Annotated in this window: 18 protein-coding genes and 1 tRNA gene; 13 read left to right on the plus strand and 6 right to left on the minus strand. The window is 41.6% G+C overall.

Going from position 1 to position 16315, the window contains the following annotated elements; genetic code table 11:
* Nucleotides 1-101 precede the first annotated feature (101 nt).
* Complete coding sequence (locus tag D7Z94_RS01425; protein WP_147415808.1) at nucleotides 102-473, plus strand: hypothetical protein; 372 nt, start codon at nucleotides 102-104, stop codon at nucleotides 471-473.
* Between the two features lie 323 nt (nucleotides 474-796).
* On the opposite strand, the gene D7Z94_RS01435 is transcribed toward D7Z94_RS01425, so the two are convergent.
* Nucleotides 797-976 carry a hypothetical protein gene (locus tag D7Z94_RS01435; protein WP_120709728.1) on the minus strand — a complete coding sequence of 60 codons (180 nt, stop codon included), beginning with the start codon at nucleotides 974-976 and terminating at the stop codon, nucleotides 797-799.
* A gap of 297 nt (nucleotides 977-1273) precedes the next feature.
* On the opposite strand from D7Z94_RS01435, the gene D7Z94_RS01440 reads away from it, so the two are divergent.
* The 3 genes from D7Z94_RS01440 (at nucleotide 1274) to D7Z94_RS01450 (ending at nucleotide 3656) form a co-directional block, all read left to right on the plus strand.
* A complete protein-coding gene (locus tag D7Z94_RS01440; protein WP_120709729.1) occupies nucleotides 1274-1720 on the plus strand; it encodes a helix-turn-helix domain-containing protein in 447 nt (148 codons plus the stop codon).
* 45 nt (nucleotides 1721-1765) lie between these two features.
* Nucleotides 1766-2182 (plus strand): VOC family protein, encoded by a 417-nt coding sequence (locus D7Z94_RS01445; protein ID WP_120709730.1) that lies wholly within the window; start codon nucleotides 1766-1768, stop codon nucleotides 2180-2182.
* A 253-nt stretch (nucleotides 2183-2435) separates the two neighbouring features.
* Nucleotides 2436-3656: a site-specific integrase gene (locus tag D7Z94_RS01450; RefSeq protein ID WP_120710829.1), complete on the plus strand. Its 1221-nt coding sequence runs from the start codon at nucleotides 2436-2438 to the stop codon at nucleotides 3654-3656.
* Nucleotides 3657-4137: 481 nt separating this feature from the next.
* Here the strand turns inward: D7Z94_RS01450 and D7Z94_RS01455 are convergent, their stop codons facing one another.
* The 3 genes from D7Z94_RS01455 to D7Z94_RS01465 all read right to left on the minus strand — a co-directional run bounded on the left by D7Z94_RS01455 (nucleotide 4138) and on the right by D7Z94_RS01465 (nucleotide 6216).
* Nucleotides 4138-4887 (minus strand): alpha/beta hydrolase, encoded by a 750-nt coding sequence (locus tag D7Z94_RS01455; RefSeq protein WP_158594574.1) that lies wholly within the window; start codon nucleotides 4885-4887, stop codon nucleotides 4138-4140.
* Nucleotides 4888-5017: 130 nt separating this feature from the next.
* A complete protein-coding gene (locus D7Z94_RS01460) occupies nucleotides 5018-5527 on the minus strand; it encodes an SRPBCC family protein (protein ID WP_120709732.1) in 510 nt (169 codons plus the stop codon).
* A 74-nt stretch (nucleotides 5528-5601) separates the two neighbouring features.
* Entirely contained in the window at nucleotides 5602-6216 is a 615-nt protein-coding gene (locus tag D7Z94_RS01465; protein WP_120709733.1) for a hypothetical protein, read from the minus strand.
* 119 nt (nucleotides 6217-6335) lie between these two features.
* On the opposite strand from D7Z94_RS01465, the gene D7Z94_RS01470 reads away from it, so the two are divergent.
* The 6 genes from D7Z94_RS01470 (at nucleotide 6336) to D7Z94_RS01495 (ending at nucleotide 10097) form a co-directional block, all read left to right on the plus strand.
* Nucleotides 6336-7214 carry an RNA polymerase sigma factor gene (locus D7Z94_RS01470; RefSeq protein ID WP_120709734.1) on the plus strand — a complete coding sequence of 293 codons (879 nt, stop codon included), beginning with the start codon at nucleotides 6336-6338 and terminating at the stop codon, nucleotides 7212-7214.
* A 59-nt stretch (nucleotides 7215-7273) separates the two neighbouring features.
* Complete coding sequence (locus D7Z94_RS01475; RefSeq protein WP_120709735.1) at nucleotides 7274-7735, plus strand: DinB family protein; 462 nt, start codon at nucleotides 7274-7276, stop codon at nucleotides 7733-7735.
* Nucleotides 7736-7889: 154 nt separating this feature from the next.
* A complete protein-coding gene (locus tag D7Z94_RS01480; RefSeq protein WP_120709736.1) occupies nucleotides 7890-8393 on the plus strand; it encodes an SRPBCC family protein in 504 nt (167 codons plus the stop codon).
* A gap of 221 nt (nucleotides 8394-8614) precedes the next feature.
* Nucleotides 8615-9256, plus strand: coding sequence for an SRPBCC family protein (locus D7Z94_RS01485; RefSeq protein ID WP_120709737.1), 642 nt, complete (start codon nucleotides 8615-8617; stop codon nucleotides 9254-9256).
* A 41-nt stretch (nucleotides 9257-9297) separates the two neighbouring features.
* On the plus strand, nucleotides 9298-9651 hold the full coding sequence (locus D7Z94_RS01490) for a nuclear transport factor 2 family protein (RefSeq protein WP_120709738.1): 354 nt from the start codon (nucleotides 9298-9300) through the stop codon (nucleotides 9649-9651).
* A gap of 71 nt (nucleotides 9652-9722) precedes the next feature.
* On the plus strand, nucleotides 9723-10097 hold the full coding sequence (locus tag D7Z94_RS01495; protein ID WP_120709739.1) for a hypothetical protein: 375 nt from the start codon (nucleotides 9723-9725) through the stop codon (nucleotides 10095-10097).
* Between the two features lie 941 nt (nucleotides 10098-11038).
* Here D7Z94_RS01495 and D7Z94_RS01500 read toward each other — a convergent pair.
* A tRNA-Asn gene (locus tag D7Z94_RS01500) sits at nucleotides 11039-11112 on the minus strand.
* Between the two features lie 240 nt (nucleotides 11113-11352).
* Complete coding sequence (rseP, locus tag D7Z94_RS01505) at nucleotides 11353-12669, minus strand: RIP metalloprotease RseP (RefSeq protein WP_120709740.1); 1317 nt, start codon at nucleotides 12667-12669, stop codon at nucleotides 11353-11355.
* A gap of 162 nt (nucleotides 12670-12831) precedes the next feature.
* Here rseP and D7Z94_RS01510 point away from each other — a divergent pair, with 162 nt between their 5' ends.
* From D7Z94_RS01510 to feoB, 3 genes are all read left to right on the plus strand, one after another.
* Nucleotides 12832-13506 carry an SCO family protein gene (locus D7Z94_RS01510; RefSeq protein ID WP_120709741.1) on the plus strand — a complete coding sequence of 225 codons (675 nt, stop codon included), beginning with the start codon at nucleotides 12832-12834 and terminating at the stop codon, nucleotides 13504-13506.
* A 199-nt stretch (nucleotides 13507-13705) separates the two neighbouring features.
* On the plus strand, nucleotides 13706-13951 hold the full coding sequence (locus D7Z94_RS01515; RefSeq protein WP_120709742.1) for a FeoA family protein: 246 nt from the start codon (nucleotides 13706-13708) through the stop codon (nucleotides 13949-13951).
* The gene (gene feoB / locus D7Z94_RS01520; RefSeq protein WP_120709743.1) at nucleotides 13948-16185 is read left to right on the plus strand and encodes a ferrous iron transport protein B; all 2238 of its coding nucleotides are present in this window, start codon (nucleotides 13948-13950) and stop codon (nucleotides 16183-16185) included. Before D7Z94_RS01515 ends, feoB begins: the two co-directional genes overlap by 4 nt.
* Nucleotides 16186-16315 lie beyond the last annotated feature (130 nt).

The following is a 16315-nucleotide window of genomic DNA, read 5'->3' on the forward strand; positions in this document are numbered from 1 at the left end:
TTATCAAAGTGCAACCCGGACACAACCAAATGGCAATCCCACCATCTATAGTAATAGAAGATAAAATTGTGGAAAACAGAACAGTGTTAAAAAAACATCAAATGAAAAGGAAAGTTATGTATTTGGCTCTTAGTACAATAGCAATATTCGTTTTGATCGGGTGTTCAAAAGATGGAAATGACCCAAGCCCAATTGAATTGGGAGTGTGGATTTCATTGGACAAGAGCGATACCCTGGATTTTAGGACCCGGAATGATTTCTACAAATCGAACGGATTTATGCAAAACGACCATTATGATTATGAATTACAATCCATGGATTCGATTCAAATTGTTTATAGTGGAAAGCTTTTTATTATGGTAGCACCAACAAATCACAAATATTCCGTGACCCAAGACGAACTGACCATAGATTTCGAAAGTCGATCTAGTTTTGGATTTGAGGACAAAGTGATAACTTATACAAGGGAATAAATAGGTGTAGCCCTTCCCTTTCGCACATCTACGGAATAGAAGGAAGCACTAATGATGACCCGATGGTGCTTCGTGCAGGCGGGATTCACTACAAACCGTAGTAGCCAATTAAACCATTTACATAAAGTGAAATTAATTAAACGAACCCAACTATCAATAGGTGACAAAAGAGGGGTTCTCGGCCTGTGGAATTATGAGTATGAGGAAAAATTAAATTATGAAACGCTTCAGGAATTTGAAATTTACCTCGAAAGTTTAACCGAACAATTCCATAACAGTATTAAAGCATGGAAATCAAAGAATCAAAGGTTGGTTCTTTGACTTTATCCATGAAAACGGAAAGTGGTTTGCCATAATTTTAAAGCCCAAAAAATCAGGGCAACGGCTTGGATACCGGCAATTGTCGGAGTTTCAATAGTACTTTTGATCGCATTAAAAAAGCCATTTGGTAGATTTCCTTCTGTGCTGCTAATTTTGGCATTTGGAATATTAACGACTTGCATGTGTATTGCGTTTTTGTCTCAATCATATCAACCTATCAGAAAAAAAATCATTTTCAGTGCACTGTCAGTTTCTGCCTGAACAACCATTTTATATGAAATGCGTAGATTGAAAAATATGGGCGGTTAAGATCGACCATCAAAAAACTGAACACCATACAACAACAGCGGCCCAGGAACAGCCTCAAACCGTTTTTGCGTATAATTAAGTATCTTGTTGGTTAAAAGCAATAGTAATTTACTTCGCTACCACTCTTATACGAAACCGTTCGCAGCGACCAAAATAAAAGAAACCGTAAAATGGAAAATAGCTATCCCAAAATGTATTTGTACAAGAGAATAGTTCAGGCGAAACTATTTATTGACAACAATTTTTGTGATAAAATTGACCTTGATAATATTTCGGATGAATCCCATTTTTCTAAATTTCATTTTATTCGACTTTTTAAGGACATTTATGGAAAGACCCCACATAAATATTTGACTTCCATAAGGATAGAAGAAGCTAAGCGGCATTTAAAAAAAGGAATTTCAATTATGGAATGTTGTTTTGCCGTTGGGTTCGATAGTCCGAGTTCGTTTACGGGACTTTTCAAAAAGGAAGTTGGTTTTACTCCTAAGGAATATCAATCCCGACAATTACAAAGAAAAGTGGAGATAACCGATAAGCCTCTGAAATTTATTCCAAATTGTTTCGCTGAGACCAAAGGTTGGACAAAGAATAGCAATTTTCAAGAAGTTGTTTAGAGGTTAGTTGATGAGCTTTGAGGCTCACAACTAAAATTTGGAAAGATGATTACAAAATTAAACCATGTTAGCGTATTTGTACTAAACCAGGATAGTGCATTGGACTTTTATGTAAACAAATTGGGTTTTAAAATCCATACTGATGCCCCAATGGGCCCCGGTATGCGTTGGCTCACCGTTTGCCCGCCGGAACAACCCGAACTTGAAATCTCTTTGATGCCGATAGAAGATGGCATGATGTTTAAAGATGGAGCAGCGGAACAAATGAAAGAATTAGTCAAAAAAGGCACATTTGGTTTCGGCGTTTTCGAATGTAACGATTTACTTGCAACGTATGAAGAGCTAAAGACTAAAGGTGTAGTTTTCAAGAAAGAACCGACCAAGGAATTTTATGCCTACGAAGCTTTGTTTGTTGATGACTCTGGGAACTGGTTTTCCTTATGTGAGAAAAAGAAAGAATGAGAGCTTCTGGCCAAAAAGGGTAAAAAAGAAGGAGCCACACAAGAGTGTGGCTCCTTCTTTTTTGCTCCCCCTCTTGGGCTCGAACCAAGGACCCTCTGATTAACAGCGTCTCCGAATGGGGTACAAGCAAATTTTAAAAATCGCATATTTTATTGAATATCAGTGTTTTAATAATTTTTGTTGTCAAACAAAATCAATTGAAACCAACTTTTTGCGTGCAAATTGCGTGCAAATTTTTTTATAACTTATGTTCATGAACACGAGTATAAAACTAAGTTTGGACACCCGTAGAATGACCCAAAATGGATGTTTCCCGATTATTTTGAGGTTGACCCATTTTAGAAAAACCACTTCAATAGAAACAGGCCATTATGTGCCAGAGGAATACTGGGATCATCACAGATGTAAAGTAAAAAGAAATTTTCCAGATGTTGACTCAGTTCATCTGATGAATACTCTTTTATTAAAAAAACAAGTTAAGGCACAGGAGGTTATCAATAAACTAGCCGATAATGACCAACTAGATAGACTTTCTGCCAAAGATATTGCTGATAAAATAGTTAACCGAAAGCGATTCAATTCCTTCTATGAATTTGGTCTTAAAAAGGCTGAAGAGCTTAAAAAAGAAAAACGAATTGGAACATCCAGAAATTACTCGGGAATCATCGGCAGACTAAAAGGATTTACAAACAACAGGGATTTAAAATTCAATGAGCTCAACATTGAATTCTTAAAACGATTTGAAAGACACCATTTATCAAAACCTGGTAATTCCGTTAATGGAATAGCATCTTACATGAGAACAATAAAGGCAATTTACAACAAGGGCATCATGGAAGGCATGGTTGATGAATCCCTATATCCTTTTAAATACTACACCATTAAAACAAAACCCACGGAAAAAAGAGCAATTAAAATTGAGAGTATAAAGAAAATATTGGAAATGAAAACGGAGGTAGGTTCCAAGCATTTTCACTATCGAAATTACTTTGTCCTCTCCTACCTCATGTTAGGCATATCCTTTATTGATATGGCTTTTTTGAGAAGAGATAATATTATCGATGGTCGCGTCAAATTTCAAAGACGAAAAACAGGTAAGCGCTACGATATCATTATAACCGATCGAATCAAACCCATTATTGAATACTATCTGAAAAATCCCAGTCCCTCCGGCTTTCTATTACCTATTATTTACCGGAATACTTTAGAATTACAGTACAAAGATGCTCAATGGGAACTTAAAAGATACAATCTTGGCCTAAAGGAAATCGCAAAGAAATGTGAGATTCAAGAGCGTTTAACTTCCTATGTTTCAAGACACAGTTTTGCGACCCATGCCATGTTCAAAAAAGTTCCCTTAGAAGCTATATCTACGATGCTCGGTCACAATAAATTGAGTACAACACAAATTTACCTAAAGTCCTTACCGAGCGACATACTTGATACTTATCAGTTAGAATTGAACTCCTTATGATTTGATTACAAATCTTTCTTCTAAATATCAACTAATACATGAAAAAATAATATCTGATTTTTTAAAGCTCCATAAAACGTTCGATTAATGACACAACAATTAAGATTGCTTAAGAAGTCATACTTTTCAAAAAATGCTTCTATGTTTTATAGTACCCGCTTTGACCCATATGCATCTTCATTGTTCAAATATTTCGATGTTCCCGGAATACGCTTAAAAGAGTTATCCGAGATAAAAATCATACGAACTGAAAGGAAAACGGCTTAGATAAATAACTAAACCAAATGACCAATGGTTGTATTGTTCTATTTCATCAATGGATTTCCTTTAGGGCGCACCCGACCAGTATACTACCTATGATTGTCGCCACGAAACTTTGAAGGTGGTAGCCTTTACCGACCTTGATTCAAATGTAATGTTCAGTTCGGTCAAGTTGTACATGGAGATGTCATCGGTATTTGGGAAATAACCCGAACAAAAATTATTTACGTTCCTCGTTCAGGAAAATAATCGCTGTTTCCAATTGCCCGTTCCAATTTTGAAAATCATGCTGCCCTCTGGTTTTGATGAATCTTAACTCGTACCCTTTCGATAAGTACAATCCCTTTAGGGGTTCGATATAGGCCTCTGCATCGTTGGTACCCGTGGATATATATATTTTCAGACTCTTGTTCGTGCTGAATGCTATCTCCTTTAGGAAGGCATCACAGGGATAGGTTATAGGCGACAGGAGGGCGTACTTTGAAAATAGATCGGTCCTTCCCGAGAAGTAGGCGGCATTGAGTGCCCCAAAGGAAATCCCGATCAGAATCCGGTTCTTGGGTCGCGAATCTACTGCCATCTGGGATTCTACTAGAGGAACCAATTCCTCCCCGAAAAATTGGGCATATAGCGGATTGCAGAAGAAGTCTTCGTTTCTGTGGTCCACGCCTGTTCGTGAATCTATGGACGATACGAAGACATAATGGGCAGCTGGTATCCTATGGGTTCCCGTAAGTTCCCTGAGCTTGTCCAAGGTTCCGCTTTCAACCATTTTTCTACCGTCGGTGATATAAACGAACGGGGAATTTTCGGAGACTGGCCCAAGGGAATTTATTTGCACCGAAATGGACCGGGACAGTATCTTACTATCGACCGCGAGAATTTCGCCATCCGTTGCGGAAATCTGGCAATTTGCAAAGACTACCGTCAACATGGGAAATAGGAACAATAAAATTCTCGGAAGACGCATATATTGATATTTAAAAGTAGTGGATTTTGTTTTCCTGGAAGTAGGAGCCCTAATATAACCGAACAAAAAGGGAGTGATATTAAGCATTGGTATCACTCCCTTCTCATTTAAGAACATATAAGATAACCGATTATTTGGAGGCCATAGTGGCCACGTTGGCCAACATGTCGTCAGATGCCTGGTTCAAAAACCCATTGAACTGTTCCTCGGTCATTTGAGGGTTCTCCATGAACTTGTCGTAGGATGATGTCCACACGATCATCGACCGGTTGTATCCCAAGTCCACCACCTTGAAATTGCTGACAAGGCCCGCCGCGGGCACCCCCTCTACCACGGCATAGGTATAACTGCGTGCAGTATCGTCAAAGTCAAGGATATTTTCCTTGAACTTTCCCTTTCCATCGGGTGCCGTGCATACCCTTGAACCTCCGGCGCCCTTGGGACCGGAATAGTCGACCTTGGCCACAAAGCTGGATACCTCGTCGATGTTGTCAAGTTTACGGAGTTCACTCCAGACATCGTCCGCCGAGGCCTCCACCACCTTGGTCTTCGTAATCTTGGCATCCTTCTTTTGGGCGTTCACTAGGGCAAATCCAAATAGGATGACCGCTAATACTGTTACATTTTTAATACGTTTCATTTTCTATTTTTTAAAGGTTAATGCTTCTTGGATTCAAAATAGCTTCCCATGTGACAGGATTTTAAAAAAAAGAATCACATCAATTGGCCGATGACCATCTCGATACGGCTTACCGCTTTTGCAAACAGGGGTGCTGCGCTTTCCGCAAATTTAGGATGGCCTATCAACTGGAACATATCGTCCCTATCGTCCCATTCAACCATCCCACCCATGGAAGGACTGAAATAACGTCCGTCCTCCCGTACAGCTTCCACAGGGCCGAACTGTGCCCTTATCACGGGGGCCGGTCTACCGTACGATTGCCTGATGGGTTCCGACACCTCAAAGAACTCCTGTAATAAATGGGCATTTTCGGGCACGGTCCAAGCAGTAAAGAACTCGTAGCACTTTTTTCGGTCCAGCTCGAAAGAGACATCCCCCTGTACCTTAAAAAGGGTGTAGCGGATGGATTCGATACCATTGCCCGTCTCGATAGTTGGGGTTTGGTCTGGATTATCAACGGCTTGGACAATATAGCAATCGGGCCTTTCGAATTCACCATTGGGTTGGGAGGTGACCTGGAACACCGCCATGGTATCGAGATTGGCGATGGCCCTTTCGATGGCGGCCATCGAACCTGAGACCAAAGAGAAGCGATAGAGGTTCTCCTTTTTAAAATGTAGCGTACTGTTTTCGGAAATGGATTTCATAACTTGTTGTTTGTACCCACTTGGATGCGGCAAGGCCTTTCATGTGACAACTTTTTCAAAAAAAATCCATTTAAGTTGTCACACTTTGTAGAACCATGAATCCAAGAAATAAACATTCAATGGAAAATCCCTTTTTGAAAGAGTACCATAGTGACCGTACAGACCAACAGTTGGTATCCGCTGCCAGCAATGGAGACAAACTAGCGTTGGAAGAACTGATACTAAAGCACCAGCCCTACATCTACAACATCGCCTGGAAGTTTGTCCGCAACCCTAACGATGCCAAGGACCTGACACAGGAGGCCACGATAAGGATATTGACCAATCTTTCGTCCTTTGAGAGCCGTAGCACCTTCCGTACCTGGGCGTACCGTATCGTGATGAACCATTTTTTGATGGCCAAGCGCAAGCCGATGGAAGATACCTTTGACAACTTCGATACCATGGCCCAGGGACTCGAGATGACCCCGGACAATCCCCTGACCCCTATGGAGCAAAAGGAGAAAGAGGTCTATATCCGCGAGATGAACTACAGCTGCATGAGCGGTATGCTGCTCTGCCTGACCAGGGAACAGCGGTTGGTGTTCATCCTCGGGGAGATGTTCAATGCCGATCATACCATTGGCAGTGAAATCCTGGAAATCTCCAGGGACAATTTCCGACAGCGCCTGAGCAGGGCCCGGAAGGACATCTACAACTTCATGAACAATAAGTGCGGTCTGGTGAACAAGGCCAATCCCTGTAGGTGCCACAAAAAGGTCACCTTTGCCATGGACAACAAGATCATTGACAGCAAAAACCTGCTGTTCAATCGTAGCGAGTACCGCAAGTTCAAGGAAGCCATCCGGTACGATGCGAATGAGATGATGGATATCGTCGACAAAAAATACGCCGAGCTCTACCATAACTTGCCATACAGGGACGATTTTGACAAACGTACCTTTCTGGAGGACATCGTGAACGACGACCATATCAAGGACCTAATGAAGCTCAATTGAAAGCGATCATCCAAAAAATCCCTGTCCTCTCAGTTCTACTTTTTAATTCTTGCCTGTCCATGAATGCACAACAGACCACATTCAAAACGGAATTCCTGAAACGATGGAAGGCCAACCTCGAATTCACTCTTGAAGTGGCCAGAAAAATGCCGGAGGAACAATATGCTTTTAGGCCAACAGGTGGGGTCCGTTCCTTCGGGGAACAGCTCGTGCACATTGGGGAAGGAATGGCGTATATCGGAAATTCGGCGTTGGCCTTCGAAACCGTCCTGCCACCTTCCGACCCAAAAGACAAGGATGCCGTTATTGCATACCTTAAAAAACAGTTCGGCGCATTGGAGGGTGCGGTAAAGGAAATGGATGCACTTTTTTTCGAGGAGGCGGTCTCCTTTTGGGCCGGGCGGATGTCCCGTAGGAACATTTTGGACATCGTGTTCGACCATTGTACCCACCACAGGGCACAGGCCATTGTACATCTCAGGATGAAAGGGTTAAAGTCGCCCGAATACCGGTCCTGGTAATGCGGGATTTCCAATTCCCATAACAAACACCTGGACCCAGATCCAGGTTTTTTTGTGCAAAGTTGTCACACAAAGATAATCCCTGAATCCAAAGGGAAATACCAAGTGTAAAACGCTTATTGCCCCACTTGGACAAAACATAAATTTTAGACCAATGAAAATAAACAAGACACTAAGGGTGAATGCGCCCGCCGCAAGGGTATGGGAGATACTCTACACCAATTACGGCGATGCCTGCGATTGGGCCAGTACCGTGAACGAATCCAAGGAACGCATGGTTGCCGGAAGCGAGTATGTGGGAAGAACTTGCTCCACCGTGTTCGGCGATGTAAGTGAAATCATCGACAGGGTGGACGAGGACAGCATGGAACTACAGTACCATCTGGACGATACGCCCTTTATCATGAAGGCGGCCACCGCGAAATGGAAGGTGGAACCATTGAGCACCAATACTTCCTCCGTCACTATTGACCTTGACCTGACCCTGGCCACTGTGCCAGGACTGCTTATGGGATGGATGATAAAACCAAAGATGCGCAAGGACATCTTCCGGACCATGGAAGATCTCAAATACTATATCGAGACGGGAAAACAGTCCGAGGCAAAAGTAAAGTCCGATGCAAAGTACTTCAGGAAAAAAGGCAAAGAGGCCGCATGACCCTTCGCAATGGGACATTTCGAGAAGAGTATACGGCAAAGGATCGGGATCCATGCCCATTTTAACCGGCCTAGGTTCAGGGTAACGGTAGAACACGGGGCGCAAGGAAAAGGACAGTAGGGAAGAGCTATCCCACATTGGAACGAAGGATAATTAAAACGTGAGTTAAAGTCGGGGCCGATATTGCCGAAGTCTACAATAAATAAATAGAAATAATAATCATGAAAAAAGATAAAATGACAAAAACAATTAAACTCAGAATACTAATGTCGGTGGTCATATTCACTATTAGCGGAACCTTCGGCCATGCCCAGAGCATGGAGAAGAATTATAAGACCGTGCACGTGGAAATGAAGATCAACGCTCCTGCCGAACGGGTATGGGAGGCCATGGTACTCGACTATGGGGAAATATCCAATTTCTCCCCCTATATCCATACCTCCGAATATACCAACGGTTCCCTAAAGGGCGAGGTCGGTGCGGAGCGCAAATGCAATTTCAATGAAAAAGGCAGCCAATGGTCGCACGAGCGGATTGGCGATATAGACAGCAAGAACATGGTAATGCGCAACGTGGTCATCGACGGTGCCAAATTACCTTTGAACTTTGACAATTCACAGGCGTTTTACCGGGTCAAGGATAATGGTGACGGTACCGCCACGGCATCCTACGAGTTCCAGTTCCGAACCAAGCCAGCGTTCTTGGGGGTAATCGCCAAAGGGGGTTTCAAAAAGCAGATGTCAGGCACCCTAGTGGGACTAAAACACTATGTGGAGACCGGGGAACGGGTCACGGCCGGTAACGAAGTGTACAAAAGGATTAAAAAAGACTATCCCAAGGCGACCCAGATAAAAACAAAATAATCGGACAAAAAATAAAGTTCAATATTTAAATCAATAGAGAGATGACAAACAAAGAAGTGGCCGACAGGTTGGTCACACTGCTGAGGGAAGGAAGATTCAACGAGGTGTACGACGAACTTTTTCACGTGGATGCGGAGCATATCGAACCCCAATCTGAACATTTTGCCCAAGTCAAAGGGGTGGCTGCCATCAAGGCCAAGGATGCTGTCATGCAGGAGAACATTTCGGGCGTCGAAGGATTGGAAGTTGGCGATGCCATCGTTTCCAAAGGTCATATTGCCCTGCCCTATAGGATGACTGTTACCTTAAAGGATGGGAACAAGTGGCCATTGGACGAAATCATTGTATATAAGGTCAATGACGGGAAGATTGTCTCGGAGCAGTTTTTTTATTAGATGACAGATTATTGGTTGACAGAAAAAGCCCTTGCCCTATAACAGGTTGGGGCTTTTTCAAATATAGGACCATGGACACCTTGACCCTTGTGGAAATTATAGACAGGCCCGAACCGGTTGTCATCCAATCCTTGATGGAAGGCCTAGGGATACTGATGAAAGACGGATTGATACTATCCTTTAGTGTGGATTGCAAGACATCTATTTATAGCTTCAGGCTCAACGGTCGACGTCTATGCGGGGCCATATCCGATTCCACAGTGATGATCTGCACCAAACGGCTACACGACGGCAAAAGCGAGCTAAAGGCTATATGGGGCTATGAAATGAACTATACGGGCCCACTGAAGCGGTTTTTTACGAAAATGCTCGTAAAGCATATGTTAAGAAAATGGGCCTCAGAAGTTCTTGCCGAGTTCAAATACAGGGTCGAAAAATGGACGTAAAATTAGATAATGATGATGTCTAAACATTTTTAAGATATTGCTTAAGTTTAATATTATGATAAGTGTCAAATCGACCTCCTTAAATCATAAGTGCTATATGGGGAGGATATGCTTTTGGTTCTTTTAAGAGCCGTTTTATGAAATTATTTAATTAAGGCTTGTAGATTTTTCTTTTGGTGTCCCATTGTTGTTTTTTTTAATAGTTCCTTTAATTCACCTTTTACGGGATAAAAAGACACCCATATTCTGTTTCTTATCGTATTTTAATTTCAATTAGTGTTTAACGGGGTTAAATTATATTTCCACTAATTTCATTTTTTCTAATTTTTACGAATCAATTAAGTTTGGCGTGTTTTGGCTAAATATGATTGATGTGTAAAGCACTTTGTGTTTACATTTTTTGTCCTGCTAGCCGGACGAAGATTGTAAAGCAAGAGGGTAACACGCTAAAGCGATGTTACGATTTCTAGTTTATTGATTTTCAGATAGTTGATGGAATTCAAAATTTCGTGAAAAATGGTTTTTGCGCCAAAAACCTTGGGAACCCCAGTAAACACTGAAAGTTTTTGGCGCAAAAAATATTATTCGCTACCAAATGTTGCGATTTGAGCTAGCATTTTTCATGGATTTTACTTGAAGCTTATTATTGTTATTTAAAGAAGGTAGCTTAAGTTGATTTTGGAAAGGAAAAATAAATGTAATGGCATAGCAAGTGCGCCCTATATCGATTTTACTTCACGCTTTTCTATCGGAACACTATAAAATCGAAACAGGATCCATGCGCAAAGTTTAGGGGTAAGGATTTGGGATGAATCACAAATAATCCTGGAAAATTTTGGATTGAAATGTTAAAGTTTGACTAGAAATAAAATTTTTCTCAATCTGCGTGCAAATAAAAAAGGCTCCAGAGTTGAAAATACTCTGAAGCCTTACTATGTCTGCTCCCCCTCTTGGGCTCGAACCAAGGACCCTCTGATTAACAGTCAGATGCTCTAACCAACTGAGCTAAGGAGGAAGGTGTTCTTTATTTATTTTAATATCAAAGTGCCCTTATATAGTTGAATATACCTAGGGCCCGCCCGCCGTAGCTATATTTTTTAGCGTAGGCGGGTGCAAATATAATCGTTTTTTTTATTGCCCCCAACAAAAAACGGCTTCGCTGTGAAAATGATCCATTAATTTTTGTAGGCCTTCTCATATAGGCATACAGAACGTTTTGTTAGGAAAAATGGTGGGGCTCTTAATCTTCAGTAGGTTAGATAAATCTCTTGATAATATTCCAAATATCATTGCCGAAAACGACTATCATCAACCCCATAAGAATAACAAAGCCAATTATTTGGCCTCTTTCCAGCACTTTCTCACTAGGTTTCCTTCCTGAAATCATCTCATATAGTAAGAACATCACATGTCCACCATCCAAAGCAGGTATGGGCAATAGATTCAAAAATGCTAACCATACTGAAAACATTGCCATAAAGCTCCAAAAGAATGTCCAATCCCAGGTTGGAGACATCATTTCCACAATTCCTATTGGCCCCTTTACTTGTTTATAGGCCCCGGTCTTAGTGTTAAATATTACTTTGAATTGACGAATTTGATCCGTTAAAACCTCAATTGTTTGAGTAAGTCCGGCCGGAATGGCCGAGAAAAAATTGAAGGTATCGGTGACCCTCAAGTCTTCAAAATCCAACTGGACCCCGATAACACCTTGCTCAGGCACTCGAAGAAACAATTCCTTGGTCTGCCCATTACGCAACACTTGGATGGACAAATCTTCTCCGGCAGAATTACCTATTGCAGCTCTAAACTGGTCCCAAAATTCGATATTAGCCCCGTTCACTCCAACAATTTGATCTCCACTGGCAATTCCTGCCTTTTCGGCAACTGATTCCTTAGTAACCTTTTCTATTATGGGTTTGGACCGATAGCTCATAAAATTTCTTCCCTGTGTTCTAAAAACATCTGCTTTCCCCTCATCCGAAAGAGGTATCAAGATCTCTTCTCCATCTCTTATTACAGTAATCTCATCTCCTAATATAATCTGTAATACCGCTTTGTTGAACTTTTTGGTTTTTTTCCCATCCACCGCCAAAATCCTGTCTCCGGTACGCAATCCTAATTTCTCCCCTACAGAATCAACTTGAATACCATATTTTAAACTATCTGCTGGAATATAAGTGTCTCCATTACTAAGCAAGAGCAAAGTATAGATAATCCATGCCAAGAAGAAGTTCACAGTTACCCCTCCGAGCATAATGATCAAGCGCTGCCAAGCTGGCTTACTTCTAAACTCCCAGGGTTTCGGTTCTTCCTTCATTTGCTCCGTATCCATACTCTCATCGATCATACCCGCAATCTTTACATAGCCCCCTAAAGGCAGCCACCCGATGCCATAAACGGTTTCTCCGATCTTTTTCTTGAAAAGCGAAAACTTGACATCAAAAAACAAGTAGAATTTTTCCACCTTGGTTTTGAAATATTTGGCTGGAATAAAATGCCCTAACTCATGCAGAATTACTAGGACGGAGATGATAAGTATAAATTGTATGATTTGAATAGCCAATGTCATAGACCGAATATTACATTTAAAAACGCACAAAAGTAAGCTTTTGCAATGTCTTAAAAAAAGAAAGCTGAAAAGGCCCTCCCCATTTAAGAAAGTTTTGGCAAGATGTTGGGCCATATTCCTTGAAAGCTCTCAAGCCGTGCCTTATCTTTGTAAGAAAATCGGATGGGCAATTTTTTTGGCAAGTTCAAACTTTTTGGAATAGTCCTTCTTCTGCTTTCCGCGGTCATAGTTTATCTTTTTTATGATGCTTTAGAGCCTGCTAAAACGCTATCCATTTACCAACCCTCCATGGTGAATCCGGAATTGGTGGACAGTACGGTACATCACGTTAGGAAATACCATACCATTGCCGATTTTTCGCTGACCAACCAAAACGGAAAGACCGTTACCCAAGCGGATTATAGAGATAAAATTTATGTGGCCGATTTCTTCTTTACCACCTGCCCCACCATCTGCCCTATAATGACCAAAAACATGGCCGCGATCCAAGAGGAAATCAAGGATGATGACGAAATTTTGCTTCTGTCCCATTCGGTGACCCCCAAGATTGATTCAGTTGCCCAGCTCAAAAAATACGCTCTGGAAAAAGGGGTGATGGATAAAAAATGGAACTTGGTCACAGGGGATAAAGAGCAAATCTATGAGCTGGCGCGGAAATCATATCTGGCGGTGAAGACCGATGGCGATGGAGGGCCTTTTGATATGATCCATACCGAAAATTTTATTCTGGTGGATAAAGAAAGGCGAATCCGGGGTTTTTATGATGGTACTGATTCCGAGGAAATGGATAAGTTACTGAGCGACTTGAAGGTCTTAAAAGATTCTTATCAGGAGTAAAAAAGAGATCTTGCTACCTTTCTGGAAAAGAGCACCTAGAATTTTTTTGAATTACAAATAAAAGACAGGCATTTTCGGCTAGCCGTTACGGCGACTATATATGAACTATGCCAAAATTGGTGCTTTTTTAGGGTTGGGGTGTAGCAAACCGAGAATTTTACGTTACTTTTGCCCTTAATTAAAATGAATCTAAATAAGGTTGGCCATTACCGTAGCACATCTCAAGAAAGGGCAAAAAGGAATCATCAAGGAATTTGAGAAGGATATCCTACCCATTAAGTTGCTGGAATTGGGGTGCTTGCCCGGAAATCAAATTGAATTGCTACAGGTAGCTCCCCTTAAAGACCCCATCTACATCAATGTAAATGGTTCGCATATTGCCATACGCCGTTCAGTGGCACTTCAAATTGAATTGGAAATCTTGGATGATGTTTCTACGTTATGAGCAAGCAGATCAAGGTAGCGCTTATTGGTAACCCAAATACGGGGAAAACATCGGTCTTTAACCAACTTACGGGTCTTAATCAAAAAGTAGGCAACTATCCAGGTATTACCGTAGAAAAAAAAGAAGGTGTCTGTAAACTACCCAGAGGGGTCAAGGCCCATATCCTAGATCTCCCGGGCACCTATAGCCTTAATACAACCTCCTTGGATGAGAGTGTGGCCGTAGAACTACTCCTGAACAAAAATGACAAAGATCACCCGGATGTGGCCATCGTGATTTCCGATGTAGAGAACTTAAAACGGAATTTGTTCCTGTTTACCCAAATCAAGGATCTGAAAATTCCAACGATACTGGTAATCAACATGTCCGATCGGATGTCCAGAAAAGGAATCAGCATAGATATTCCGGTACTTGAGGAAAAACTGCAAACCAAAATTGCCTTGATAAGTACACGAAAAGGTACTGGTATTGATCGATTAAAAGAGCTGATTGCCGATTTCAGAAGCTTGCCGTCTTCTCCCAATGTGGACATTACGACCATTTCCAAAGACTATTTTGAGCGATTGAAGAATGCTTTCCCCAAGGAAGATCTATACAAACTTTGGTTAGTGATTACACAGGACGTAAACTTTATGCCTATTGAAAAACAGTCCCTAAAAAATGCAGCCACTTTTGCGGTCAAATCAAAATCGGAATTAAAGCGGCTTCAGCAAAAGGAGACCATTCTCAGGTATCAATTCATAAATGGTATTCTCAAGGAAACCTATAAAGTGGATAGCAATGCCGCTAAGGGCTTTCGGGCAACCTTGGATCGGATATTGACCCATAAGGTATTCGGATATCTTATTTTCTTTGCTATCCTCTTGACCATTTTTCAGGCTATTTTCGATTGGAGCACTTACCCTCAAGATCTTATTGACGAATTATTTGCTTCCGCCAGTGAATGGGTGAAAAGCACGTTGCCGGAAGGAGCCTTTACCAATTTAATAGCCGAGGGTATTTTGGCGGGTATTGGGGGTATCGTGATATTCATTCCCCAAATCGCCTTTTTGTTTCTGTTCATTTCCCTCTTGGAGGAATCAGGGTATATGAGCCGGGTTGTCTTTTTAATGGATCGATTAATGCGTCCGTTTGGGTTAAGTGGAAAAAGTGTTGTACCCCTTATTTCAGGAACCGCCTGTGCAATCCCTGCAGTTATGGCCACCCGAACCATAGAGAACTGGAAAGAAAGGTTGATTACTATTTTGGTAGTTCCTTTTACTACCTGCTCTGCAAGATTGCCCATTTACCTTATCATCATCGCGCTCGTTATTCCTGAAGGGCGCTTTTTGGGACTGGGCTATCAACCCCTCACTTTAATGTTGCTATATCTTATCGGTTTTGGGGCAGCCGTGCTTTCAGCTATGCTATTGAATAAAATCTTAAAGATAAAAAGTAGAACCTTTTTTGTGGTAGAGATGCCTAGCTACAAAATGCCCTTGTTTAAAAATGTGGTATATACCGTATGGGAAAAGACCAAAAGCTTTGTTTTTGGTGCCGGAAAAATAATCTTGGCCATATCCATAGTACTTTGGTTCCTAGGCTCCAATGGATATTCTGAAGACTTTAAAAATGCGGAGTCCATTGTAAAGCAGCGCATTGAAAAAGAGGGATTGTCCCAATACAGTCTGGGATATATGGAACGCAAACTAAATGAATATAAAAATTCTACCCCGGTCAGTGTTATCGATACCGAACGAGCAATAAGTCTAAAGGCGATGCAGGATTCCCTGGCGATCATAACCTTGGATCTGGAGCAAAGGGCCATTGAACAGGAAATAGCAAGCCATAAATTGGAGCATTCCTATATTGGGCAAATGGGAAAGGCCATTGAACCTGTTGTAAGACCGTTGGGATATGATTGGAAAATAGGGATCGCCCTCCTCACTTCCTTTGCGGCACGTGAAGTATTTGTGGGGACCCTGGCCACAATCTACAGCGTGGGGAGTGATGAGGAGGAGACCATAAAAACCCGTATGGCGGCAGAAGTAAACCCCAGGACCAAAAAACCATTGTTCAACTTGGCATCAGGTATTTCGCTATTACTGTTCTATGCCTTTGCCATGCAGTGCATGAGCACCTTGGCCATTGTAAAACGGGAGACCAATAGCTGGAAATGGCCTATGGTCCAATTACTATTTATGAGCGTTTTTGCGTATATTGTTGCTTTAATTGCCTATCAATTTATAAAATAGCTTTTCGGTAAATGGAGTATGTTCAACTGATATTGGTTTATATTACCCTGGCCTTGGCGTTGGGCTACCTTATCTATAAATTCCTCTTGCCCAAGTCCATTTTCGCTTCAAAAAGGAGAAAAAAGAGCGC

Origin of the sequence: Ulvibacterium marinum, from assembly GCF_003626755.1 — a bacterium.
Taxonomy (GTDB): domain Bacteria; phylum Bacteroidota; class Bacteroidia; order Flavobacteriales; family Flavobacteriaceae; genus Ulvibacterium; species Ulvibacterium marinum.

Excerpts from the sequence above, each read along its gene's own strand:
- D7Z94_RS01425 (WP_147415808.1), top strand. The coding sequence starts at position 102 with ATGAAAAGGAAAGTTATGTATTTGGCTCTTAGTACAATAGCAATATTC.
- D7Z94_RS01435 (WP_120709728.1), bottom strand. The coding sequence starts at position 976 with ATGCAAGTCGTTAATATTCCAAATGCCAAAATTAGCAGCACAGAAGGA.
- D7Z94_RS01440 (WP_120709729.1), top strand. The coding sequence starts at position 1,274 with ATGGAAAATAGCTATCCCAAAATGTATTTGTACAAGAGAATAGTTCAG.
- D7Z94_RS01445 (WP_120709730.1), top strand. The coding sequence starts at position 1,766 with ATGATTACAAAATTAAACCATGTTAGCGTATTTGTACTAAACCAGGAT.
- D7Z94_RS01450 (WP_120710829.1), top strand. The coding sequence starts at position 2,436 with ATGAACACGAGTATAAAACTAAGTTTGGACACCCGTAGAATGACCCAA.
- D7Z94_RS01455 (WP_158594574.1), bottom strand. The coding sequence starts at position 4,887 with ATGCGTCTTCCGAGAATTTTATTGTTCCTATTTCCCATGTTGACGGTA.
- D7Z94_RS01460 (WP_120709732.1), bottom strand. The coding sequence starts at position 5,527 with ATGAAACGTATTAAAAATGTAACAGTATTAGCGGTCATCCTATTTGGA.
- D7Z94_RS01465 (WP_120709733.1), bottom strand. The coding sequence starts at position 6,216 with ATGAAATCCATTTCCGAAAACAGTACGCTACATTTTAAAAAGGAGAAC.
- D7Z94_RS01470 (WP_120709734.1), top strand. The coding sequence starts at position 6,336 with ATGGAAAATCCCTTTTTGAAAGAGTACCATAGTGACCGTACAGACCAA.
- D7Z94_RS01475 (WP_120709735.1), top strand. The coding sequence starts at position 7,274 with ATGAATGCACAACAGACCACATTCAAAACGGAATTCCTGAAACGATGG.
- D7Z94_RS01480 (WP_120709736.1), top strand. The coding sequence starts at position 7,890 with ATGAAAATAAACAAGACACTAAGGGTGAATGCGCCCGCCGCAAGGGTA.
- D7Z94_RS01485 (WP_120709737.1), top strand. The coding sequence starts at position 8,615 with ATGAAAAAAGATAAAATGACAAAAACAATTAAACTCAGAATACTAATG.
- D7Z94_RS01490 (WP_120709738.1), top strand. The coding sequence starts at position 9,298 with ATGACAAACAAAGAAGTGGCCGACAGGTTGGTCACACTGCTGAGGGAA.
- D7Z94_RS01495 (WP_120709739.1), top strand. The coding sequence starts at position 9,723 with ATGGACACCTTGACCCTTGTGGAAATTATAGACAGGCCCGAACCGGTT.
- rseP (WP_120709740.1), bottom strand. The coding sequence starts at position 12,669 with ATGACATTGGCTATTCAAATCATACAATTTATACTTATCATCTCCGTC.
- D7Z94_RS01510 (WP_120709741.1), top strand. The coding sequence starts at position 12,832 with ATGGGCAATTTTTTTGGCAAGTTCAAACTTTTTGGAATAGTCCTTCTT.
- feoB (WP_120709743.1), top strand. The coding sequence starts at position 13,948 with ATGAGCAAGCAGATCAAGGTAGCGCTTATTGGTAACCCAAATACGGGG.